19 protein-coding genes are annotated in these 23213 nt (G+C 60.7%); 13 read left to right on the forward strand and 6 right to left on the reverse strand.

Annotated elements, in window-relative coordinates:
* The first annotated feature begins 63 nt into the window (after nucleotides 1–63).
* The 8 genes from AKU94_RS10030 to fabI all read left to right on the forward strand — a co-directional run bounded on the left by AKU94_RS10030 (nucleotide 64) and on the right by fabI (nucleotide 11473).
* The gene (locus AKU94_RS10030) at nucleotides 64–1131 is read left to right on the forward strand and encodes an HlyD family secretion protein (protein ID WP_035745651.1); all 1068 of its coding nucleotides are present in this window, start codon (nucleotides 64–66) and stop codon (nucleotides 1129–1131) included.
* Nucleotides 1128–3866: a ribosome-associated ATPase/putative transporter RbbA gene (gene rbbA / locus AKU94_RS10035; protein ID WP_050527160.1), complete on the forward strand. Its 2739-nt coding sequence runs from the start codon at nucleotides 1128–1130 to the stop codon at nucleotides 3864–3866. Before AKU94_RS10030 ends, rbbA begins: the two co-directional genes overlap by 4 nt.
* Nucleotides 3867–3873: 7 nt before the next feature.
* Nucleotides 3874–4986, forward strand: coding sequence for an ABC transporter permease (locus tag AKU94_RS10040; RefSeq protein WP_050527161.1), 1113 nt, complete (start codon nucleotides 3874–3876; stop codon nucleotides 4984–4986).
* A gap of 5 nt (nucleotides 4987–4991) precedes the next feature.
* Entirely contained in the window at nucleotides 4992–6071 is a 1080-nt protein-coding gene (locus tag AKU94_RS10045; RefSeq protein WP_050527162.1) for an alpha/beta hydrolase, read from the forward strand.
* A gap of 318 nt (nucleotides 6072–6389) precedes the next feature.
* Nucleotides 6390–8147 carry a PHA/PHB synthase family protein gene (locus AKU94_RS10050; protein WP_050527163.1) on the forward strand — a complete coding sequence of 586 codons (1758 nt, stop codon included), beginning with the start codon at nucleotides 6390–6392 and terminating at the stop codon, nucleotides 8145–8147.
* A gap of 4 nt (nucleotides 8148–8151) precedes the next feature.
* Nucleotides 8152–9546 carry a bifunctional enoyl-CoA hydratase/phosphate acetyltransferase gene (locus AKU94_RS10055; protein WP_157056502.1) on the forward strand — a complete coding sequence of 465 codons (1395 nt, stop codon included), beginning with the start codon at nucleotides 8152–8154 and terminating at the stop codon, nucleotides 9544–9546.
* Nucleotides 9543–10712 (forward strand): acetate/propionate family kinase, encoded by a 1170-nt coding sequence (locus tag AKU94_RS10060; protein WP_050527164.1) that lies wholly within the window; start codon nucleotides 9543–9545, stop codon nucleotides 10710–10712. The genes AKU94_RS10055 and AKU94_RS10060 overlap by 4 nt, the downstream gene beginning before the upstream one ends.
* Nucleotides 10709–11473 carry an enoyl-ACP reductase FabI gene (gene fabI, locus AKU94_RS10065; RefSeq protein ID WP_050527165.1) on the forward strand — a complete coding sequence of 255 codons (765 nt, stop codon included), beginning with the start codon at nucleotides 10709–10711 and terminating at the stop codon, nucleotides 11471–11473. Before AKU94_RS10060 ends, fabI begins: the two co-directional genes overlap by 4 nt.
* A 54-nt stretch (nucleotides 11474–11527) precedes the next feature.
* Here fabI and AKU94_RS10070 read toward each other — a convergent pair whose 3' ends face one another.
* The 4 genes from AKU94_RS10070 to ilvD all read right to left on the reverse strand — a co-directional run bounded on the left by AKU94_RS10070 (nucleotide 11528) and on the right by ilvD (nucleotide 16606).
* Nucleotides 11528–12913 carry an ISKra4 family transposase gene (locus AKU94_RS10070; RefSeq protein ID WP_050527166.1) on the reverse strand — a complete coding sequence of 462 codons (1386 nt, stop codon included), beginning with the start codon at nucleotides 12911–12913 and terminating at the stop codon, nucleotides 11528–11530.
* A 22-nt stretch (nucleotides 12914–12935) separates the two neighbouring features.
* Nucleotides 12936–13517 (reverse strand): recombinase family protein, encoded by a 582-nt coding sequence (locus AKU94_RS10075; RefSeq protein WP_050527175.1) that lies wholly within the window; start codon nucleotides 13515–13517, stop codon nucleotides 12936–12938.
* A 119-nt stretch (nucleotides 13518–13636) separates the two neighbouring features.
* Complete coding sequence (locus AKU94_RS20395) at nucleotides 13637–14296, reverse strand: plasmid pRiA4b ORF-3 family protein (protein ID WP_157056503.1); 660 nt, start codon at nucleotides 14294–14296, stop codon at nucleotides 13637–13639.
* Between the two features lie 456 nt (nucleotides 14297–14752).
* Complete coding sequence (ilvD, locus tag AKU94_RS10085) at nucleotides 14753–16606, reverse strand: dihydroxy-acid dehydratase (RefSeq protein ID WP_050527167.1); 1854 nt, start codon at nucleotides 16604–16606, stop codon at nucleotides 14753–14755.
* Nucleotides 16607–16882: 276 nt separating this feature from the next.
* Between ilvD and AKU94_RS10090 the strand changes: the two genes are divergently transcribed.
* From AKU94_RS10090 to AKU94_RS19195, 5 genes are all read left to right on the forward strand, one after another.
* Complete coding sequence (locus AKU94_RS10090) at nucleotides 16883–17923, forward strand: IS110 family RNA-guided transposase (RefSeq protein WP_050527168.1); 1041 nt, start codon at nucleotides 16883–16885, stop codon at nucleotides 17921–17923.
* 294 nt (nucleotides 17924–18217) lie between these two features.
* The gene (locus tag AKU94_RS19190) at nucleotides 18218–18370 is read left to right on the forward strand and encodes a helix-turn-helix domain-containing protein (RefSeq protein ID WP_114865794.1); all 153 of its coding nucleotides are present in this window, start codon (nucleotides 18218–18220) and stop codon (nucleotides 18368–18370) included.
* A gap of 323 nt (nucleotides 18371–18693) precedes the next feature.
* Nucleotides 18694–19839 carry an alpha/beta hydrolase gene (locus AKU94_RS10100; RefSeq protein ID WP_198144886.1) on the forward strand — a complete coding sequence of 382 codons (1146 nt, stop codon included), beginning with the start codon at nucleotides 18694–18696 and terminating at the stop codon, nucleotides 19837–19839.
* Nucleotides 19840–19912: 73 nt separating this feature from the next.
* Nucleotides 19913–20860, forward strand: a complete 948-nt coding sequence (locus AKU94_RS10105) for an Lnb N-terminal periplasmic domain-containing protein (RefSeq protein WP_083445032.1) — start codon at nucleotides 19913–19915, stop codon at nucleotides 20858–20860.
* Between the two features lie 560 nt (nucleotides 20861–21420).
* Nucleotides 21421–21573, forward strand: coding sequence for a helix-turn-helix domain-containing protein (locus tag AKU94_RS19195; RefSeq protein ID WP_114865794.1), 153 nt, complete (start codon nucleotides 21421–21423; stop codon nucleotides 21571–21573).
* Nucleotides 21574–21684: 111 nt separating this feature from the next.
* Here the strand turns inward: AKU94_RS19195 and AKU94_RS10115 are convergent, their stop codons facing one another.
* Both AKU94_RS10115 and AKU94_RS10120 read right to left on the reverse strand, forming a co-directional pair.
* Entirely contained in the window at nucleotides 21685–22221 is a 537-nt protein-coding gene (locus tag AKU94_RS10115; protein WP_050527171.1) for a TetR/AcrR family transcriptional regulator, read from the reverse strand.
* 297 nt (nucleotides 22222–22518) lie between these two features.
* Nucleotides 22519–23213, reverse strand: a 695-nt coding sequence (locus AKU94_RS10120) for a Tn3 family transposase (RefSeq protein WP_157056504.1), incomplete at its 5' end; no start/stop codon positions are given.

Genomic DNA, 23213 nt, shown 5'->3' on the forward strand with positions numbered 1-23213 from the left:
AGGGCGAAAACCGCATCGGGACATGCGCGAAGCATCCATCAGCACAGCAATCAGAGGCAGATCATGGCAAAGCCCGGCAGAAACACCATTATTCTGGGCGGCCTGGCCGTTGTCGCCGTGCTTGGCTGGCTGGCCTGGGACCGGCTGCAACCCGCCGGTCTGCCGGCGGGTTTTGCCAGCGCCAATGGCCGGATCGAGGCGACCGAGGTGGATATCGCGGCGCTCACCGGCGGCCGAATCGCCGAAATCACCGCTGCCGAAGGTGACATGGTCAGCGCAGGCGATGTGCTGGTGCAGATGGACGTGGTGCAGCTGAACGCACAAAAACGTCAGGCCGAAGCGCAGCTTGCCCGCGCCGAAATCGGCGTCGAGACAGCAAGGGCGCTGGTCGCTCAGGCCGAGGCACAAGAGCGCGCGGCCCGGGCCGCGGTTGATCAGGCAGGCTCGGTTGCCGATGCCGCGTCGCGCAGGCTTGAACGCTCTGAGCAGCTTGCAAAGACCAGTGCGATCTCGCAGCAGGTGCTGGATGATGACCGCGCCCGGGACGCCCAGGCCCGCGCCGGTGTGGCCTCGGCCGAAGCCAGCCATGCGGCAGCGCTGGCGGGGGTCAGCAGCGCGCAGGCGCAGGTGGTCGATGCAAGTGCGGCCGTCGAGGCGGCAAAGGCGTCGATTGATGCGATCCAGGCCTCTCTGGACGACGCCACGCTGAAAGCGCCGCGCACGGGCCGGATCCAGTATCGCATCGCACAAGAGGGCGAGATTGTCGGCTCTGGCGGGCGGATCCTCAGCCTTGTCGATCTGGGCGATGTCTATATGACGGTTTTTCTGCCGACATCGCAGGTCGGCCGGGTGCAGGTCGGATCAGAGGTGCGCCTTGTCATGGATGCGGCGCGGGAATTCGTGATCCCGGCCACGGTTTCCTATGTTGCCGATGTGGCGCAGTTCACGCCAAAGACGGTCGAGACCGCCGATGAGCGCGAAAAGCTGATGTTCCGCGTCCGTGCCCGCATCGACCCCGAGCTGCTGTCGCGGCATATCGAATATGTCAAAACCGGCCTGCCGGGCATGGCCTATCTGCGGCTTGATCCGGATGCCGCCTGGCCTGACTTTCTTTCCAATGTCGTGAAATGACCGGCTCAGTTGCCGGGGTCTCCGGCCTGACGCTGCGCTATGGCAAGGTCACGGCGCTTGACAATGTGACGCTGGAGATCCCTGAGGGGCGCATGGTCGGGCTGATCGGGCCAGACGGGGTCGGAAAGTCCAGCCTTCTGTCGCTGCTGGCCGGGGCACGTGTGATCCAGCAGGGCAAGGTCGAGGTTCTGGGCGGCGATATGCGCGATGTGGCGCATCGCAACCGCGTCTGCCCCCGCACCGCCTATATGCCGCAGGGTCTGGGCAAGAACCTCTACCCGACGCTTTCGGTCGAAGAGAACCTTGATTTCTTCGGCTCGCTTTTCGGTCATGACAAGGCCGAACGCGAGCGGCGGATCACCGATCTGCTGGCTGCGACCGGCATGACGCCGTTCCGGTCGCGCCCGGCGTCAAAGCTGTCGGGCGGCATGAAGCAAAAGCTGGGTCTGTGCTGCGCGCTGATCCATGATCCCGATTTCCTGATTCTTGACGAGCCGACCACCGGCGTCGATCCACTGTCGCGCCGCCAGTTCTGGGATCTGATCGACCGCATCCGCGCGACACGGCCGGGGATGAGCGTGATCACCGCCACCGCCTATATGGAAGAGGCCGCGCGCTTCGACTGGCTGGTTGCGATGAATGCGGGCCGGGTGCTGGCCACCGGCACCACCAGCGATCTGCTGTCGCGGACCGGGGCCGACACGCTTGATGCAGCCTTCATCGCGCTTTTGCCCGAAGAAGACCGGGGCGAAGACAGTGCCGTGGTGATCCCGCCGCGGACCACCGATGACAGCGATATCGCCATCGAGGCCGAGGGGCTGACGCAGCGCTTTGGCGATTTCGTGGCGGTCGACAATGTTTCCTTCCGCATCCCCAGGGGTGAGATTTTCGGCTTTCTGGGTTCGAACGGCTGCGGCAAGACGACGACGATGAAGATGCTCACCGGGCTTCTGGAGCCGAGTGAGGGCCGGGCAAAGCTTTTCGGCCATGAGGTCGATGCAAGCGATCTGTCGGTGCGCCGCCGGGTCGGGTTCATGTCGCAGGCCTTCTCGCTCTATTCCGAGCTGACGGTGCGTCAGAACCTTGATCTGCACGCGCGGCTTTTCGATATGGCGGCCGAGAAGATCCCCGCCAGGGTTGACGAGATGATCGCCCGGTTCGATCTGGGCGACGTGACCGACAGCCTGCCCGAGGCGTTGCCGCTGGGTATCCGCCAGCGGCTTTCGCTGGCGGTGGCGATGATCCATGCGCCCGAGATCCTGATCCTTGACGAGCCGACCTCGGGGGTGGACCCGGTGGCGCGCAACGGCTTCTGGCGCATTCTGGCGGAACTTTCGCGCAAGGATGGCGTGACGATCTTTGTCTCGACCCATTTCATGAACGAGGCGGAATGGTGCGACCGCATCAGCCTGATGCATGCGGGCAAGGTGCTGGTCTCGGACACCGCCGAGGGGATCACGAAAGCCAAAGGTTGCGCCACGCTGGAAGACGCGTTCATCGCCTATCTTGAAGAGGCGATTGGCGAGACGGCACCCGCCCCCGCCGCTGCGCCCGAGGCCGCGCCCGAGGCCCCCGCAGCCGGGGTGACCCATCACGCGCAGCAATCCGGCTTCAGCCTGCGGCGACTGCTTAGCTATTCGCAGCTGGAAAGCCTGCAATTGCAGCGCGATCCGATCCGGCTGACCATGGCGTTGGTCGGCAGCCTTCTTCTGATGATCGTGGTGGGGCTGGGCATCAACATGGATGTCGAGGATCTGACCTTCGCCGCCCTTGACCGCGACCAGACCACCACCAGCCGCAATTATATCGCCGATATTGCGGGATCGCGCTATTTCATCGAACAGCCGGGCCTGACAAGTTACGACGAGATCGACGCAAGAATGCGCTCGGGCGAGCTGGCGCTGGCGATCGAGATCCCGCCCGGCTTTGCCGCCGATATCGCGGCAGGCAGGGATGTGCAGGTCGGGGCCTGGTTCGACGGCGCCAACCCCAGCCGCGCCAATACGGTGCAGGGCTATGTGCAGGGCATGCATGCCGACTGGATCACACGTCAGGCGCGTCAGCTTTACGGTGACAAGGCGAGCGGCGGCAGTTTCGAACTGGTGACCCGATACCGCTACAACCCCGACGTGCGCAGCCTGAATGCGATGGTCCCGGCGATCATCCCGCTGCTTTTGCTGATGATCCCGGCGATCCTGACCACGCTTTCGGTCGCGCGTGAACGCGAACTGGGCTCGATCATCAATTTCTACGTCACGCCGGTGACGCGGCTGGAATTTCTGCTTGGCAAACAGCTGCCCTATATCGCGCTGGCCATGCTGAATTTCTTCCTGATGATGGCCATGGCGGTCACATTCTTCGCAGTGCCCTTCAACGGCAGTTTTCTGGGCTTTACCCTTTCGGCGCTGATCTATGTCACCGCGACCACGGCGCTTGGTTTTCTGGTGTCGGTCTTCATCGCAAGTCAGGTCGCGGCGCTGTTCGCGACCGCCATGCTGACGATGATCCCGGCGGTCAGCTATTCGGGTTTGATCGACCCGGTCTCTTCGCTGTCGGGTTTTGGCCGGGTTCTGGGCGAGATCTACCCCTCGACCTGGTTTATCACCGCCGCGCGGGGGGCTTTCTCCAAGGCCTTCGGAATGGCGGAACTGGCCGGGCCGATGCTGGCCATGGGCATCGCCATTCCGGTGATTATCGGGCTGGCGGCGGCCTTCCTGAAAAAACAGGCGAAGTGAGGGGCGGATGAACCTGCGCAACACCTTCAATCTGGGCGTCAAGGAATTGCGCGGGCTCTGGCGCGATCCGGTGATGCTGGTGCTGATCGTCTATTCCTTTTCGCTCTCGATCTGGACCTCTGCGAACGTCTCGCCCGAGGCGCTGACGAATGCCGCGATCTCGATCGTGGATGAGGATCAGTCGCATCTCTCCGCCCGCATCACCTCGGCCTTTTATCCGCCCTATTTTGTCGAGCCGCAGATGACCACGACGGCCGAGATGGATCGGCGGATGGATCAGGGGCTGGATACTTTTGCGCTGAACATCCCACCGGATTTCGCGCGCGATGTGCTGGCCGGAAAAAACCCGGCGATCCAGCTGAATATCGACGCGACAAGGATGAGCCAGGCCTTCACCGGCGGCGGCTATATCCAGCAGATCGTGTCCTCCGAGGTTTCGGAATATGTGGCGGGCTACCGGGCCGAGACCGCGCTGCCGGTCGATCTGGCGCTCCGCGCGCGGTATAATCCCTCGCTGGATCCGAAGTGGTTCGGCGCGATTTCCGCCGTGATCCGGTCGATCACCATGCTGTCGCTGGTGCTGACCGGCGCGGCGCTGATCCGCGAAAAGGAACATGGCACGGTCGAGCACCTGCTGGTCATGCCCGTCACCCCGACCGAGATCATGTTTTCCAAGATCTGGTCGATGGGGCTGGTGGTGCTGCTGGGGTCGATCTTTTCGCTAAGTGTTGTGGTGCAGGCGCTGATGGCGGTTCCGGTGCAGGGCTCGGTCGTGCTGTTTCTTGCGGGCGCGGTGCTGATGGTTTTCGCCATGACGGGGCTTGGAATTTTCCTTGCCACCATCGCCGGGTCGATGCCGCAATTCGCGCTTTTGCTGATGATGGCGCTTTTGCCGCTGCAGGTGCTGTCAGGCGCGATGACGCCGCGGGAATCCATGCCAGAGATCATCCAGACCATCATGCTTGCAGCCCCCAACACGCATTTCATCATCCTCTCGCAGGGCATCTTGTTCCGAGGTGCCGGGCTTGACGTGGTCTGGCCCCAGTTCGCGGCGCTGGCGGCGATCGGGGTGGCGCTGTTCTGGCTGGCACTGATACGATTCAAGAAATTCCTGCGGTAAGGCATATGTTGGGCCGCCTGCTTCTGATCCTGACGCTTGCGCTTGCAGGCTGCGCTGCGCGTCCGGGGCCGGAAGTTCTGGCCCCCGATGCCGGTGCCCTGCCCGAGGGCGCCCGCCTTGTCCGGGTGCTGACCATGACCACCCGCGCGCCCGAGGCAAATCTGCCGGGGGCCTTTGGCGACTCTCGCTCCATCCGGCCAAGCTGGCTGGAATACGAGGTCTCGGTGCCGCCTGGCCATCGGCCGGGAAAGATTGAATGGCCGGATCGCAATGGCAGCAGCGCCGACCGGAATTTCGTGATGCGCAGCCGGCAGACGCTTAGCCGTGACGCCTTTGCAAAGCGTCTCTCGCGCGAGGGGGTCGGGCTTTATGTCCACGGCTTCAACACCCGCTTTCATGAGGCCTTGTTCCGCACCGCGCAGCTTTCGGTCGATGCGCATATCGAGGAAAAGCCTGTCCTTTTTACATGGCCCTCGGCAGGCTATCCGGGCGCCTATCTGGCTGATCGTGACGCGTCTGACTTTTCCCGCGCGGCGCTTGCCGATCTGCTGCGGCTTTTGACAAAGGGTCGGTCCGCTTCCGACGCGGTGCCGGTGCTGGCTCACAGCATGGGCGCGCGGCTGACGATGGAGACGCTGGTGCAACTGCGTCTTGCCGGGCGGGACGATGTGCTGGACCGGATCGAGGTCATCCTTGCCGCCCCGGATATTGATATCGATCTTTTCCGCGCCCAGATGGTCAGCCTTGGGCCGATGAAGCATCCCATCACGGTGCTCGTCTCCTCGGACGATCTGGCGCTGAAACTGTCGTCGCAGCTTTCGGCACGTCGGATACGGCTTGGGCTTGTCGATGTGCGTGATCCGGCGGTCCAGCGCCTGGCGGTCGCGACCGGAATACGGATCGTGGATATTACCGATATTCCGACCGATGATCCCGTCCACAGCCGCTATGTCGGCCTGCTTTCCGGCGAGGCCGGGGCTGTGGTTGAAAACACCCTTTTCGGTGAGGTACGCTTGGCGGGGGCCTTTGTCTTCAATCAGGTCGGTGGTGTCTTCACTGGCATCGGTGATGTGCTGGCGGATTGAGGCCGCGGCCTTGGCCCGGCGTTGGTGCCAGCGGCATTGGCCGGGTCATGGCCTCGACGTCGCGCCGTTTTGCCGGTAATCGTCCATGATGATCAGGGCAGGGACAGGGGATTCCGTGTCCGCCGCCGGACGCCGATGCTTTGCCTGTTCAGTCCGGGGGCGGCTGTTTCGGCGGTTTGACGGCGCTTTACGACATGTCGTCGGCATCGGGCCTTGGGCGCAATGCCTATGTTCAAGAAAAATCTTGAACTCTTTGATTTCGATCAACACTCGTTGATAGTTCTGTGCTAACTTCCGCCGGTAAATTGGAGACGCGACATGGCCCTTACTCCCAAATCAGATGGCTCGGGTGCAACCGGCGATGAAAGCCTTGGCATCGAGGCTTTTCAGGCCGTTAACCGCATACGAGAGGCGCTCTCGGGACAGCTCAGCGGCGGGGTCTCGCCCGGCTCGCTGATGATGGCCTATGTCGACTGGGCCTTTCATCTGGCGCAGGCACCGGGCAAGCAGATGGAACTGGGCGTCAAGGCGGGCCGCAAATGGCAGCGTCTCATGGCGCATCTGATGGCCTCGGCGATGGATCCGCAGGCCGCGCCGGTCATCACGCCCTTGCCGGGCGACCGCCGTTTCGCCGGTGAAGCCTGGGCGAAACCGCCCTTCAGCTGGATGTCGCAGGCTTTCCTGCTGCAGCAGCAATGGCTGCATAACGTCACCCATGAGGTTCCGGGCGTGACGAAGCACCACGAGGATGTGGTGTCTTTTGCCGCGAAACAGATCCTTGATGTCTGTGCGCCTTCGAACAACCCTTTTACCAATCCCGAGGTTGTGGCACGGACCTGGGCTACCGGAGGCATGAACCTTGTGAAGGGCTGGCAGAACTGGCTGCAGGACGTCGTCCGCCAGATCCGGCACGAGCCGCCAGAGGGTGTCGAGGCCTTTACACCGGGTCGCGATGTGGCGGTGACGCCGGGCAAGGTAATCTTCCGCAACCACCTGATCGAACTGATCCAGTATACGCCCACGACAGAAACCGTGCACCCCGAGCCGGTGCTGATCGTTCCGGCCTGGATCATGAAATACTATATCCTCGACCTCAGCCCGGAGAATTCACTGATCCGCTGGCTGGTGGCGCAGGGCCACACGGTTTTCGCCATTTCCTGGCGCAATCCGGGTGCAGAGGATCGTGATCTGACGCTGGAGGATTATCGCCGGCTGGGCGTGATGGCCGCGTTGGATGAGATCACCCGTCTAATGCCCGATCAGAAAATCCACGCCACCGGCTATTGTCTGGGTGGCACTTTGCTGTCGATCGCGGCGGCTGCCATGGCGGGGAAGGGGGACGCGCGTCTCGCCTCGCTGACGCTGCTTGCCGCGCAGGTCGATTTCGCCGAACCGGGCGAGCTTGCGTTGTTCATCGACCCAAGCCAGCTGCATCTTCTTGAAAGCATGATGTGGAACCGCGGCTATCTCTCTGCCGATCAGATGGCGGGGGCGTTTCAGCTTTTGCGCTCGAATGACCTCATCTGGTCCCGGATGGTGCGCGATTACATGATGGGCGAGCGGACGGCGATGAATGATCTCATGGCCTGGAATGCCGACAGCACCCGGATGCCCTATCGGATGCATGCCGAATATCTGCGCAGGCTTTATCTGAATAATGAGCTTTCTTCGGGACGCTTCACCGCCGGGGGCAAGACAGTTCTGTTGCAGAACATCCGGGTGCCGATCTTTGCCGTCGGGACCGAGCGCGATCATGTCGCACCCTGGAAGTCGGTCTACAAAATCCACCAGTTCACCGATTGCGAGGTGACTTTCGCGCTGACGTCGGGCGGGCATAATGCGGGGATCGTCTCTCCTCCCGGTCACCCGCGCCGCCGCTACCGGCTGGCGACCCGCGCCCATGACGACGCGCTTTTGCCGCCCGAGACCTGGGTCGAGGCCAATCCTGCAACCGAGGGTTCGTGGTGGACGCCCTGGCAGGCCTGGCTTGCCGCGCGTTCGGGTGCCCCCGCCGCGCCGCCCGCAATGGGCAACGCGCTGGCAGATGCGCCCGGCACATATGTTTTCCAGAGGTGACAAGATGACCGGCACTCTGACCAACTATCTGTTTCACCAGATGAAAATCGGCGACCGCGCCAGTCTGCTGCGCCATGTCGGCCCCGAGGATATCGCGCTTTTCGCTGCGGTCTCCGGCGATGCCAACCCCGCGCATCTGGATCCGGGTTTCGCCGCCCATGGCCCGTTTGGCCATGTGGTGGTGCATGGCATGTGGACGGCGGCGCTGATTTCGGCGGTGCTGGGCACCCGCCTGCCGGGGCCGGGGACGATCTATCTCGACCAGCAGATCCGCTTTCAAAAGCCGGTTTCCCCCGGCGATACCATAACCGCCGAGGTCGAAGTGGCTGAGCTGATCGAGGGTAAAAACCGTGTTCGCCTGACCACCACCGCCCGCAATCAGCTGGGCGAGGTGGTGCTTTCGGGTGAGGCGCTGGTGCTTGCGCCGGTTGAGCAGCTGACCTGGGTGCCGGGGAACCTGCCCGAGGCGGTGATCTTGCCGAAAGGTCGCTGGCAGGGCTTTGTCGAAGAGGCCCGGGCGCTGCCGCCGGTGCGGGCGGCGGTGGTGCATCCCTGCTCGAAATCCGCGATCCTTGGCGCGGTCGAGGTGCGGGACGAAGGGCTGCTGGATCCGATCCTGATCGGCCCCGGCGCAAAGATCCGCGCGGCGGCAGAGGAGGCCGGGGTCTCGCTCGATGGCTTCCGGATCGAAGAGGTCGAACACAGCCATGCGGCGGCGGCGCGGGCGGTGGAACTGGCCGCGAAGGGCGAGGTCCAGGTGCTGGTGAAGGGCAGCCTGCATTCGGATGAGCTGCTCTCCGCCGTGGTCTCGAAAACCGGCGGGCTGCGCACGGAACGCCGGATCAGCCATGTCTATGCGATGGATGTGCCAGCCTACGGGAAGCCCGTGATCGTCACCGATGCCGCGATCAATATCGCGCCGACGCTCGAGCATAAGCGCGACATCTGCCAGAATGCCGTCGATCTGATGCGGCTTTTGGGGCGCGACCAGCCCAAGGTCGCGGTGCTGGCGGCGGTCGAGACGGTGAACCCGATGATGCCCGCGACGCTCGATGCCGCCGCGCTGACGGTGATGGCGGCGCGCGGCCAGATCACCGGCGCGCTGGTCGACGGGCCGCTGGCCTTTGACAATGCGATCAGCCCCGAGGCGGCGGCGACCAAGGGCATCACCTCGCAGGTGGCGGGTGAGGCCGATATCCTGCTGGTGCCGGATCTTGAGGCCGGGAATATGCTCGCCAAACAGCTGATCTATTTTGCAGGGGCGACGGCGGCGGGGCTGGTGCTGGGCGCGCGGGTGCCGATCGTGCTGACCAGTCGCGCCGATCCCTTGTCGGCCCGCATCGCCTCGGCCGCTTTGGCGAAACTGGTCGCGATCCGCAAGGCGGAGGGCAAGGCATGACCCGCGATCTGATCCTGACCTTCAACGCCGGGTCATCGACCATCAAACTGGGCTTTTACGCGCTGGAGATCGCCGGGCCGCGCCCGCTGGCCTCTGGCGTGATCGATTTTCGTGACGAACCTTTCGCGGTGCGTCTGAAGCGGGAGGGGGAGATGCTCTCCGGCCCGATCAGCGCCGATCCGGGCGATCTGACGGCGGTTCTGAACCAGGCTTTCGCCTGGCTGGCAGGGCAGTTCGATCTCTCGCGCCTCGCGGTGATCGGCCACCGGGTGGTGCATGGCGGGGATGTTTTCAAAGGCCCGGCGCGGATCACCGATCGGGTGATTGCCCAGATCGACGCGCTGGCGCGGCTTGCGCCCTTGCATCAGCCGCAGAGCCTCGCGCTGATCCGGGTGATGCGGGCGCTTTACCCGGATGTGCCGCAGACGGCGTCATTTGACACAGCGTTTCACGCGACCAGCCCGCCCCTGATGCGCCGCTTTGCCATTCCGCGCGCGCTTTATGACCAGGGGATCAAGCGCTATGGGTTTCACGGGTTGTCTTACCGCTATATCGCCGGGCAGCTGGGCGATCTGGCTCCGGATGCGAAGGTGGTCGCGGCGCATCTGGGCAGCGGTGCCAGCCTTTGCGCGATCCGGGGCGGCGAGAGTATCGACAGCTCGATGGGGTTCTCGACGCTGGATGGCATCCCGATGGCGACGCGTTCAGGCGCTCTGGACCCCGGTGTCATCCTGCATCTGATGGGCGAGATGGGGCACAGTCTGAAACAGGTCGAGACCATGCTTTACCGCGAAAGCGGGCTGCTGGGGGTGTCGGGCTTTGAGGCCGACAGCCGCGAGCTGATGGCCAGCCCGCGCCCCGAGGCCGCCGAGGCGATTGACCTTTTCTGCCTGCGCATTGCGGGCGAGGTGGCGCGGCTGGCCGCCAGCATGGGCGGCATCGACGCCATCGTCTTCACCGCAGGCATCGGCGAACACCAGCCCGGCATCCGCGCCCGCGTGGCGGCGCGCCTGGCATGGCTGGGGGCCGATCTTGACCCGAAGGCCAATGCGGCGGGTCTGCGCCGGATCAGCACGGCAACCAGCCGCGTGAAACTCCTCGTCATTCCGACCGATGAGGAAAGCATCATTGCCCGCGAGGCGGCAAGCGAAGGAACTGGGACATGATTGATCTGAGCGGCAAACGCGGCCTCGTGGTCGGTGTGGCGAATGAGGCGAGCATTGCCGCTGGTTGCGCCCGGGCCTTTCGCGCGGCGGGGGCAGAGCTGGCGCTGACCTGTCTGAATGAAAAAGCACGGCCCTGGGTGGCGCCGGTTGCCGAAGAGGTGGGCGCCGACTTGCTGCTCGCTTGCGATGTGCGCGAGCCGGGCCAGCTGGAGGCGGTGTTTGACCGTATCACCGCCGAATGGGGGCGGCTCGATTTCCTGCTCCATGCCATTGCCTTCGCGCCGAAGGAGGATCTGCAGACCAGCGTGGTCAATGCCTCGGCCGAGGGGTTTGCGCTGGCTATGGATGTTTCCTGCCATTCCTTCCTGCGCATGGCGCGGCTGGCGCGGCCCCTGATGCAGGCGGGCGGATCGCTGATCACCGTCAGCTTTTACGGCGCGGACCGGGTGGTCGAGAATTACAACCTCATGGGGCCGGTCAAGGCGGCGCTGGAGGCCTCCGTCCGCTATACCGCCGCCGATCTTGCGGGTGAGGGCATCCGGGCCTTTTCGCTGTCGACCGGGCCGGTGAAGACCCGGGCGGCCTCGGGGATCGGGCGGTTTGATGCGCTGATGGATGAGGTCCGCGCGCGCACGCCCTCGGGTCGGCTGGTGAGCATCGAAGAGATCGGTACGCTGGCGGCCTTTCTGGCAACCGAGGCCGCAAGTCCCATGAGCGGATCGGTGGTCTATGCCGATAACGGATTTCACACCACCGCCTGAGGCAGGCGCGGGGCCCCGCCCTTGACCGGGAGAGTACCGTAAAGTGTGGGGCAATCATGCAGCCATTTCGGTTTCGGACGAAGGCTTCAACGCCGGATGCCATTGCTCGAACTTGGCGCGCAGGGTGCCATCGAGGGCTCTGGTTCGGGTTTGCAGCATGAGGTGCGCGCCTCGTTTTGACCAGCGCATTTGCTGCCGCTTGCCGAAGCGCTTTCCAACAACGGTGTTAACGGTGCTTTCGACAAAGCCGGTTGAAACGCGTTCACCGTACCGTCGTCTTTCCGCATAGTTCGGGATCATCAAGGCGTTGTTGGCGATGTAGGTCTCGAACTCGGACGCCGCCTTCCGAAGTGCCTTGATGCTGGCATAGTCCGTCTCGACAATTTCCAGATCGATGGCAAGGTCTTCGATCGCTGCCTGACCATCGTGAAGGTTGCCATTCCAAAGGAACCCTTTGATCTGGCGCAGCAGGCGGGCAATGGCTTCGGCCTCTGCGGGATTGTGATGCGCAAGCCCTTTGACGTATTGCTGCATGACGGTGATGCGCATGGTGATGTGGAACCAATCCAGGATATGCTCAGAGGCAGGTGCCATGTGTCGCGCCATGTTGATGACCGTGTCTCCACCGTCAGTCATGAATGTCACTGGCTGGTTTTCCTGCCAACCCTGATCCTTCAGAACTTCATGCAGTCGCCGCTTGGGCTTGTCATCATGACTTTGGACAAGCCCAAGGTAGCGGCTCGGGCGATCTGTGGGGATGGATTTGCCGACGGTGACCTCGAAATGCGACTGACCAGCGTCGCGAGACCGAACATAGCCACCGTCGATACCGACGGTGATTTGGCCCTCAGGGTTGGGAAGCTGGGCGCGCTGGTGGGGACTGGTTTCAATGAAACTGTAACGCTCATTAGAAAGTTCGGCCTCCATCCGCGTGGCCACACGCCCCAGATGTCTGCGGATGGTGTCTGGATTTAGCCTCATATCAATCGGCAGGACATCTTTCAGCAGGTCAGTCGTGACCCCGAAAGATACAAGCGAAGCCCATTTCGTCTCAAGCCAGAGCAACTCCGGGGCAATATGGTCGGGCAAAAGTTCGTTCAGGGGGCTGAAAGTTTTGGCTGGACCATTGTGGCACTGGCAGGAATAGAAGCGCGGACTTTCAACGGCGATGTCACCGAAGACCGTCCGGTATCGAATTTGCCGGCGCCCTTTGCCACGAAGCTTTCGATCACAGCACGTACAGCGGGCATGTTTGATACAAAACGCTTCGCATTGCGCGGCAACAACTTTCCGCTGGATGCCCAAAAGAACGGCTTTGCCTTCCTCTATGGACAGGCCGATGTCACCAGCAGCCTCAATGCCCTTGGAGAATGCGGCGATCCTATCCGTGTGAGCGGTGCCATCTGGCGCAGTTATTGTGACGCTGATTTCGATATCCATCTTCGGGGTCCTGCCTGCTTGATTACATTGGTTCTGAATCTCTCGCCCGCATGATTGTCTGCCGACTGGTGCCCATTTCGCGTGCGATGGAGGAAACTGTCGCGCCATTGGCAATCTTTTCGCGGACCAACGCCTGCTGATCAGCCGAAAGGGTTGATGGGCGCCCCAGTGTTTTGCCTTGCGCTTTCGCACGCGCCAGCCCCGATTGCGTGCGTTCGATCAGAAGGTCTCGCTCGAACTGGGCAACTGCGTTGATCACACCCATCGTCAGCTTGCCCGCAGAACTGGTCAGATCCACGCCGCCCAAGGCGAGGCAATGCACACGGATGCCCAAGGTTTCCAGCTTGGCCACGGTGGTACTGACATCGATCGCATCGCGCCCCAGCCGGTCCAGCTTGGTCACGACAAGAACATCGCCACGCTCCATCTTGTCCAGAAGACGCGCAAATCCCTTCCGCTGTGCGATGGCTTGTGAGCCGGAAACCGTCTCGGTAATGATCCGGTGTGGCTCCACCGCAAATCCTGCGCCAGCGATCTCCCGGATCTGGTTTTCGGGGTCCTGGTCGACGGTTGATACTCTGGCGTAGGCGAATGTTCTGGTCACAGCACTGCAATTCTGTCCGGAAATGTTGTCCAAAATCATACACCTGTTCGATACAGGCTCAAGATAATTTATGGACAGATCATTACGTCCTGTCCGGAACCGAACCCTTCTGAACACCCCTACCGCATCTGCTGGTGCATCAGAGTACGGTGTTCCCCGGCACGAAATCGCTTGTTCACATCGCCCCGTGAAAACTTGTCCTCAAGGAAAGGTTGACGGGCCTTGATCCGCTCCATCGCTTCTTCAACATCGTCATTCAGAAAGTCAGACACTTTCCTCTCGGGGGCATTCGCCGCGACGATGTCTTCAAGAAAATCTGACATCACGCCCATGTCGCGCCATGCATCATACCCGTCAGCTTCATCCCGGCGCTCTTGATACCCGTGTGGCCCCCCACAATCTTCCGGCGGACAAGCCCCCGAACCGCCCGTGCAGATCGGATAAGTCTTCTTTGGTGGAGGGTTGATCGCCTCAAGGCGGATTTCGTACTCCCAATGATCGCCCATATCATAGACATACGAGAACCGCTCATTTTCGCGGAACCCAAACTGGTACAGTGACACATCCGGGTTCGCGGCAATCAATTCGAACGAGCCATACCGCACAGCATGAATGTCAAAGACAAACAGATGAATGCCCTCCCAGCCCATGGCTACCTGTAGAATGCCGTGCAACTCGCGCACGGTCGTCGAAGTAGGCACCAACACCCGCCGCCAGATCATCGGGCTGATGCCGAGAAGGCGAACTTTCAACTGGTAGATTTCCGGGGCGGCAGACATCAGCAAGCATTGGCATCGTCAAATCCCCAAAGCAACTGCCCCACACTTTGCGGTGCTCTCGGCACCTGGGGGTCGATTCCGGCTCAGTGCAAAATAGTACGGTAAGCTTGCTCTGACGCCCACAACCATATGATTGTTAAAGATTTAATCTGATTCGTGTTGTTGGCATATGTCTCAAACGCTGGTTTGTGATATCGCCCTAAAAATGCCTCACAGAGGCTCGAAACGGGCATCTTTACCCGTTTCTCAATGAAAATACCGCAAACGGTGGCTCCAAAACCAGTTGACAAATCCTTAGAGTGCTTTTTGACACTGAGCCGGAATCGACCCCAAGTTCGTTTATCGGCATTACAGGTAGCCCTGTTCCACCTTACGCTTTGCTACCTCTGACAGAGCATCAACCGCTAGTCCCTCGTGGCGTCATTGCAAGATTTGTTCGTTGAGTAACGCTAAGGGTTAAGGTGATTTAATTAGCCTTGAGATATCACGCACGGCTCCTTTCGCGGCACTGGTAGTCAAAGCCGCATAGGCTTGCAGTGCCTTGGACACTTTACGCTTGCGCAGCACTGCCGGATGCCAGCCGGTTACATCTTGTGTGGCGCGGCGGGCAACCAAAGTTGCACCATCGACGGCTAGGTGGATCGAACGGTTTGGGATGTCGATCTCGATCTTGTCGCCATTTTTTACCAGCCCGATGGTGCCACCTTCTGCTGCTTCGGGCGAGACATGCCCAATAGATAGACCGGAGGTGCCGCCAGAGAAGCGACCATCGGTTAGCAAGGCGCAGGCCTTTCCCAAGCCTTTGGATTTCAAATAAGACGTGGGATACAGCATTTCCTGCATGCCAGGCCCGCCGCGCGGCCCCTCGTAGCGGATCACAACCACGGCACCCTCCTTGACCTTGCCGGTCAGGATGTCGCTGATGGCGGATTCCTGGCTCTCGCAGACATGAGCGGTGCCTATAAATTTCAGGATCGAGGCATCGACCCCAGCCGTTTTCACAATACAGCCTTCTGCCGCGATGTTGCCAAACAGGACCGCAAGGCCGCCATCCTCGCTGAAGGCATGGGCCTTGGACCTGATCACGCCCTTTTCACGGTCCTTGTCCAATTTCTTGAACCGGTTTTCCGTGCTGAAGGCCTGCGTGGTGCGCACGCCCCCAGGGGCCGCTTTGAACAGGCTCTCGGCCTCAGGGTTATTGGCAACCTTGATGTCCCACTGCGCGATCGCTTTGCCCATCGTCATAGAATGCACAGTGCTGCAGTCGTCGTTCAACAACCCGGCCCGCGACAGCTCTCCCAAGATAGAGAAGATGCCACCGGCGCGATGCACGTCTTCCATGTGGACGTTGGCGATGTTCGGCGAGACCTTACACAGACAGGGTACCTGGCGTGATAGACGATCGATGTCGTCCATCGTGAAATTGACCTCGCCCTCGCTGGCGATGGCCAGCAGGTGCAGCACAGTATTTGTCGATCCGCCCATCGCGATATCTAGGCTCATCGCATTCTCGAATGCCTCAAACCTAGCAATCTCGCGCGGCAGCAAGCCTTTTTCCTCAGCCTCGTAGTGGCGCTTGGTAATATCGACGATGCAGCGACCGGCCTCCAAGAACAGGGATTTGCGGTCAGCATGGGTGGCCAGCGTGGACCCGTTTCCGGGCAGCGCCAGACCCAGTGCCTCGGCCAGGCAGTTCATTGAATTGGCGGTGAACATACCGGAACACGATCCACAGGTTGGGCAGGCGTTTTCCTCGATGTTCTGGACCTGCGCGTCGGTCAGCGTCTCACTGGCGGCTGCGACCATCGCATCGACCAGGTCAATCTTGGTCATCTCAAGGTCCGCGATGTCGATCTTACCAGCCTCCATCGGGCCACCGGACACGAAAATCACGGGGATGTTCAATCGCATCGCGGCCATCATCATGCCTGGCGTGATCTTATCGCAATTGGAAATGCAAACCATCGCGTCGGCGCAATGGGCGTTGACCATGTACTCCACGCTGTCGGCGATGATCTCTCGCGAGGGGAGTGAATACAGCATCCCGTCATGGCCCATCGCGATACCATCATCGACGGCGATCGTGTTGAACTCTTTCGCGACCCCCCCGGCCTTTTCGACCTCTCTAGCGACAAGCTGGCCCAGATCCTTCAGGTGGACGTGGCCGGGAACGAACTGGGTAAAACTGTTGACAATGGCGATGATAGGTTTGCCAAAATCGCCGTCGGTCATCCCTGTCGCGCGCCAAAGACCACGGGCACCCGCCATATTTCGGCCATGTGTACTTGTTCTCGAACGATAGTGAGGCATCTTTTCCACCTTAGACAAACTATGCTCAGTGTACGTCCGTAACGCGAGGAAGAAAATGGGCCAATCACCCAGTATCGTCCGGTCACTGGCGTTTGCGTCTAGGTGGCTTGTAGCGTGGCTGGTCAGCCCTATCGTAGATCGTGCCACCTGTCTGATCTGGTCGGACACTTACACCCTCCCAAAAGCGACATGGTGTGATTGCGGCGGCCGCTCTCCAGTGGCGAACGAGGTCCTGTTACATTGGCCTCATGGAAACAAGCCGTGAGGAGAACGACCATGACGCATTATGCAGGATTAGACGTATCGCTCAAAGAAGTTTCGATATGTGTTGTTGATGACGATGGGGAGGTTGTGGCGCAGGGCACCGCGCCAGCTGATCCGGAAGGAGTGGCAGGTTGGTTTAAGAACCGATCCCTGACCCCAAAGCGTATCATCCATGAAAGTGGGCAGCTTTCGATCTGGTTGCAGCGCGGGATGGTGCAGATGGGTTTACCTGCGATCTGCATTGATGCCCGCAAGGCTCACAAAAGCTTATCCGCTCGGTTGAACAAATCCGACAGCTCCGACGCAGAAGGTCTGGCCCAACTCGCGCGGATGAACTGGTTCACGCCGGTTCACATTCGCAGTGAAGAGTCTGATCGGTTGCGGGCGTTGGTCGGAGGGCGAGAGCGTATGATCCGTCTGCGCAAGGATCTGGAAGGTCATATTCGGGGCGTTTTGAAAGCCTTCGGTATCCGCATGACGGGGATCAGTCAGGCGCAACAAAGGCAAGGGTTCCGTGATCAACTTGCCGCAGCTGGCGAAACCGATCCGGTGCTGCGCACCATCGCAGACGGGTTCATCGCCGCTCACATCACGCTGTGCAACGCGACCGCTGACTTTGATGCCGCATTGAGAGCGAAGTCGAAAAGCAATCCCATCACGCGCCGCCTCATGACCATTCCAGGCGTTGGTCCGATTGTATCACTCAGTTTTGCAGCACTCATCGACGATCCTAACCGGTTCAGTAAAACTTCAGATGTGGGGGCTTTTCTCGGTTTAACGCCGAGGCGTCACCAATCGGGTGAAATGGATTGGTCTGGCCGTGTCTCAAAATGTGGAGATGCCGGAATGCGTGGGCTTCTTTTTGAAGCGGCGTCCTGCGTCATCAGGCAAGTGAAGCGCTTCTCGGCGCTGAAGTCTTGGGCCGTTCGACTGGCTGGGCGGCGGGGCTTCCGCAAAGCCGCCGTTGCCACTGCGCGCAAGATTGCAGTGTTGATGCTGACGCTCTGGAAATCAGGAACCGACTATCAATGGACACATGAGGCCACTGCCTGAACTGAATTCTCGCCCGACGGGCGGGAAGCGAAGTCCCGACGGGACGGAGGTAAATCGATCTCGTAAAAACGGTTGGGACGTGGCGGTTGCCACATAACGGGTTCCTCCCAACAAAGGTACGTAATGCGACATAGCGTTCACGCCATGATGTTAGTCTGATGGCGTTTTTCGTGTTTTCGCCCCGCCCGTTTTGCTGCTCTGTTTATGCTGCCTTTTTCGGGGGCAGGATGCCAAGGGTATCGCGGAGCTTTTCCTCGGAGAAGTCGTACTCGCCGAGCATGTTGATATGTGCCCATGACATGGGCGAATGGGAGGCGATCAGCATTATCGGCGGATCAGCAGGCTGAAGTGAGAGACAAGATCAAAAACGGCGAGACGATCTCAGCCATTGCACGCCATTTTGAAACCAGCAGGCAAACAATCATGCGCGTCAGAAATCAGGGATAATCCTATGTCGCATTTCGTACCTTTGTTGGGATAGACCCGGTGAGGACCGAGGTGTGGAGATCGAGCGCAATATTGAGAGCGCAGGGCATGCCCTCACCCAACAGGACCGGGAGAGGGAACGCGTGCTGGAGCAGGAGCGGGCGTTGGAACGGCAGCGGGCCGCTGAGCGCGAAGGGCCCAGCCATGAAAGGTGAAAAGGTGATGGTATGTATGGATGCGGCAAAGGTCTGCTTGACTGTCCCGCTTGCCCCATGCAGACTAACAGACGGTAATCAGAAGAGTTTTGGTCAGATGAACTGACCTACGGCGGCAGGGGCAGCAGAATGGACATCAGACGAGGGCGCCTTTGCGCCGATTTCATATCCTGCCTCATGGTTCTGGCTGCCGTCCTGTCCCTGAGCGCCTGTGCGGCCAGACCCGGGCCCGAGGTTCTGCGCATTACCGAGGCGCACGTTCCCGGTGCACAGACCGTCACCGTCTATGCCGCCACAACCCGCGCACGGGCGGCCGGGAATGTGAATGTCTTCACCTCGGGTCGCGCCAGCCAGCCAAATTACGCGTCCTTTGACATCTCGGTGCCGCCCAACCACCAGCCGGGCCGGATTGAATGGCCTGAAGAGCAGATCGATCCGCAGACAAGCTTTGCTACAGTGGGACAAACCAATCTGACCCAGCAGGGCCTTCTGCAGCAGGTGGCGGGATCAGGGGACGGTAGGAAGGACGTGGTCATTTTCATTCATGGCTACAATTACAGCTTCCCCGAGGCGCTGTATCGGCTGACCCAGATAAAGGTAGATGGCAATCTGGACGAGACCCCGATTCTGTTCGCCTGGCCCTCTCAAGCCGCCGTTGCGGGTTATGTGGCCGACAAGGAATCCGCAACCTATTCGCGCGATGCGCTGACTGATCTGCTGGCCGCGCTGGCACGCGACAGCCGCATCGGCACGATCACCGTCTTTGCCCATTCGATGGGCGGCTGGCTGACGGTGGAAGCGTTGCGCCAGTTGCGTTTGTCGGGGCAGGACGATGTCTTTAACCGTCTGACGGTTGTGCTTGCAGCGCCCGATATCGACGTGGATGTATTCCAGGCGCAGATGCAGGTTATCGGCCCGATGACGCCGCCAATGACGGTGCTGGTCTCGTCCGATGACCAAGCGCTGCGCGTCAGCAACCGGCTGAGCCGCTCCCGCGCGCGCATCGGCGCGCTGGACATCACTGACCCGGCCGTGCAGCAGGCTGCGCGCAAGGCCCAGCTTGCGATTATCGACATCTCCAGCGTCGAGGCCTCGGACGGTCTGAACCATGACCGCTATATCAAGCTGGCCACCCTCTATGCCAACCGGCGCGACGAGGGGGGCGACACGCCTGGACCCGGTCTTCGCAGCACCGGTGCCTTCGTGTTCAACACGGTGGGCGCCACCATCTCCAGCCCCTTCTCAATCATCGGCGAGGCTTTGGAGGGTGGGTAAGACCGGGCCGCAGCCTGGGCGCCGACTAGGATCTGGCCGAGGGTGGCTTGCCGGGGCGGCCTTTGCGCTTGGTGTGCTGATCGCCGCGGCGCTTGTCGGTCTGACCGTTCGCTTTCAACTGGACGGTCCGGCGCGCTGGTTCTGGATCCTGGTCGTCGTCGCGACGGCGCTTGCCGTTCTGGCGCTGCGCGCGACAGGGCGACGCAGCGCCAGCCGGGCGGTTCTGCTGGCCTCCATTATCGGTGCTCTGGGCTGGTGGCTAACGATCCGGCCTTTGGGGGATCGGGACTGGGCAGCCGATGTCGCTTATGGCGTGACCGCGCGGATCGAGGGTCAGACCGCCATTTTGGACCACGTGCGCAATTTTGATTGGCGCAGCAAACAGGACTTCACCTCGCAGTGGGAAACGCGCCGCTATGACATCAGCACGCTGTCATCGGTCGATCTTGCCACATCGACATGGGATAATCCGGCCATCGCCCATACGCTGGTCAGTTTTGGCTTTTCGGACGGGGCATACCTGACCTTTTCGGCCGAGATCCGGCGCGAGCGGCACGAATCTTTTTCCGAGATCGGTGGTTTCTTCAAGAAATTCGAACTGGTGTTGATCGCAGCCGACGAAGCCGACATCCTGCGGCTGCGCACCAACATCCGCCGCGAGGATGTCGCTCTGTACCGGCTGAATCTGACTCCAGCGCAGCGCCGCGCGCTGTTCATGACCTATCTGGAGAAGGCCAACCAGCTGGCGGCCCAGCCCGCTTTCTATCATACGATTACCGCCAACTGCACTACAATCATCTTTCAGCTGGCCCGGCTTGTCGCGCCGGGTATCCCGATGGACTGGCGCATCCTTCTGTCCGGCTATCTGCCAGATTACCTGCATGACCACGGGGTGACCGACGCCGGGCTGCCGCTAGAGGAGCTCAGGGCGAACGCCCGTATCAGCGCCAAAGCACAGCAGGCCGATCCCGCCATTCCCTATTCCATCGCCATCCGGGCTGAGGATCCGTCCAAGCGCTGACCGCCGCCGGGGGGGGGCGCAAGGCGGCGTGCTCTGGCCTCCGTCGCCGCCCGCGCAAACGCCCGTTAAGCGCTCTCCAACTTGCCCCGGGTCTCCAAGAAGGGGTCGCTTGCTTGGACGTTCCGGTGTCGCAAACCTCGGCTCGATCGTGTTCGGTCCATACCCGGCTTAGATCTGGATGGAAATCGACAGATCTGCGCGTCCTTTTCGGCCAGCGTATGAGCGCCGGCGCAGTTCGCATTGCGCACGTAGGCAATGACGGGAACGCCGGCCTCCGGCAGCGCGCCAGCGAGAGCGCCGCCTCGGATTCCGGCCGCAAGCGTTACGAGGGCGGGCCTGTTTTTATCGAGTATTATCTAAAGTGGGGTTCCTCCCAACAAAGGTACGTAATGCGACATAGCGTTCACGCCATGATGTTAGTCTGATGGCGTTTTTCGTGTTTTCGCCCCGCCCGTTTTGCTGCTCTGTTTATGCTGCCTTTTTCGGGGGCAGGATGCCAAGGGTATCGCGGAGCTTTTCCTCGGAGAAGTCGTACTCGCCGAGCATGTTGATATGTGCCCATGACATGGGCGAATGGGAGGCGATCAGCATTATCGGCGGATCAGCAGGCTGAAGTGAGAGACAAGATCAAAAACGGCGAGACGATCTCAGCCATTGCACGCCATTTTGAAACCAGCAGGCAAACAATCATGCGCGTCAGAAATCAGGGATAATCCTATGTCGCATTTCGTACCTTTGTTGGGATAGACCCAATAAAGATTGCTCATCTGTCCCCCAAATCATTGGGGTTCGTGAATCATGACACCAACCCAGCATCAAGTCGATTAATAGGTCCTGAACCTAGAAATCCCTCTTCGGAGGAGCTCGACGGCGCGCATCGCCACTTGCCTGCGTTCGGTCGTTGGGCCAGAGTGAACCGCTCCGCCAATCATACGCAACAGCAACACGATATCAGAGGGGGCAATGTCGGGGTCGACGCTCTTGTCTTGCTTTGCAATGGCCAGCGGTGTCTCAAATATCCCGACCAACTTTTTGTGACGGATCGCCAATTGGTCGCTGTCGATATCTGCCGCATCCCAAATGGCGTGGCTCACTTCATTTTCCACCACTTTGACGGCAGCCTCTGCCAGAAGGTCCCAAAAGTCATCAGAATGAAGGTCGAGTTCATCAAGAGCCTCATCGACAAGGGCTAGAAACAACGCTTGTCGATTTGGGAAGTTTCGATAAAGCGTGGCGCGGCCGACATTCGCGCGTTCGCGGACAAGTTCCAACGGAGCCGTGACACCAAATTCAGAAAATACAAGCTTAGCGGCGGCCAATAGGCGTTCGCGGTTTTTTTGCGCATCAGGGCGTTGTTTCATTGGGCGCGGGTGCTCCTATAATTCTAACGCAGATACGGACAAAAGTGTCCATTTGTCAATTGACAAATGGACACTTTTGTCCGTATTGGGCTGAGAGGAATGAGTACAACGTGATTTCCGTGAAAAAGCACAATGCCCAAGAGCGATGAGCGTTTAGAAAGCCTGAGACATGTCAAATGAGACCTCCCCACCCCCGTCAAACCCCAGCAAACCAGTAGCGCAGGATATGCCCACTGACACTGGGCCAGAAAGGGGTCGATTGGGGATAGGGGCAGGATCGTATCATAAGGATTTTGATCATAGTTTTGGCCACCTGTATTCGCCTGTGAGGAGGATATGCGCCCATCCGAGGGGCGAGATGTGCGCCAGCAGGTCGGGTGAGCAATCCAGACCGGCACGGCGGCGGCTGGTGACGGCTTGGCCGAGGTGTTTGGTGTTCCAGTAGATGATGACAGCGGCGAGCAGGTTCAGGCCGGCCATGCGGAAGTGCTGGCCTTCGGTGGTGCGGTCGCGGATTTCGCCTTGGCGGCCAATGCGCAGTGCGTTTTTCAGAGCATGATGGGCCTCACCCTTGTTCAGGCCGATCTGGGCCCGGCGCTGCATGTCGGCATCGAGCGCCCATTCGAGGATGAACAGCGTTCGTTCCACCCGTCCGATTTCCTTGAGGGCTTCGGCGAGCGCATGCTGGCGAGGATAGGCTGCGAATTTGCGCAGCAGTTGGCTTGGCGGCATAACGCCGGCGACCATGGTTGCGGCGCTGCGCAGGATGTCTGGCCAGTTGGCAATGATAAGAGCCTCGCGGATTTTGCCGCCTATCAGGCCCTTGAGTTCCTTTGGGGTGATCGCTGGATCGAAGACATAGAGCCGCTTGGAGGGCAGATCGCGGATGCGGGGGATGAACTGGAAACCCAGGAGGGCTGTGACGGCGAAGACGTGGTCGGTAAAGCCGCCAGTGTCAGCATATTGCTCTTTGATTTTGCGCCCGGTCTCAT

Origin of the sequence: Pseudorhodobacter aquimaris (assembly GCF_001202025.1) — a bacterium.
GTDB classification, from domain to species: Bacteria; Pseudomonadota; Alphaproteobacteria; order Rhodobacterales; family Rhodobacteraceae; genus Pseudorhodobacter; species Pseudorhodobacter aquimaris.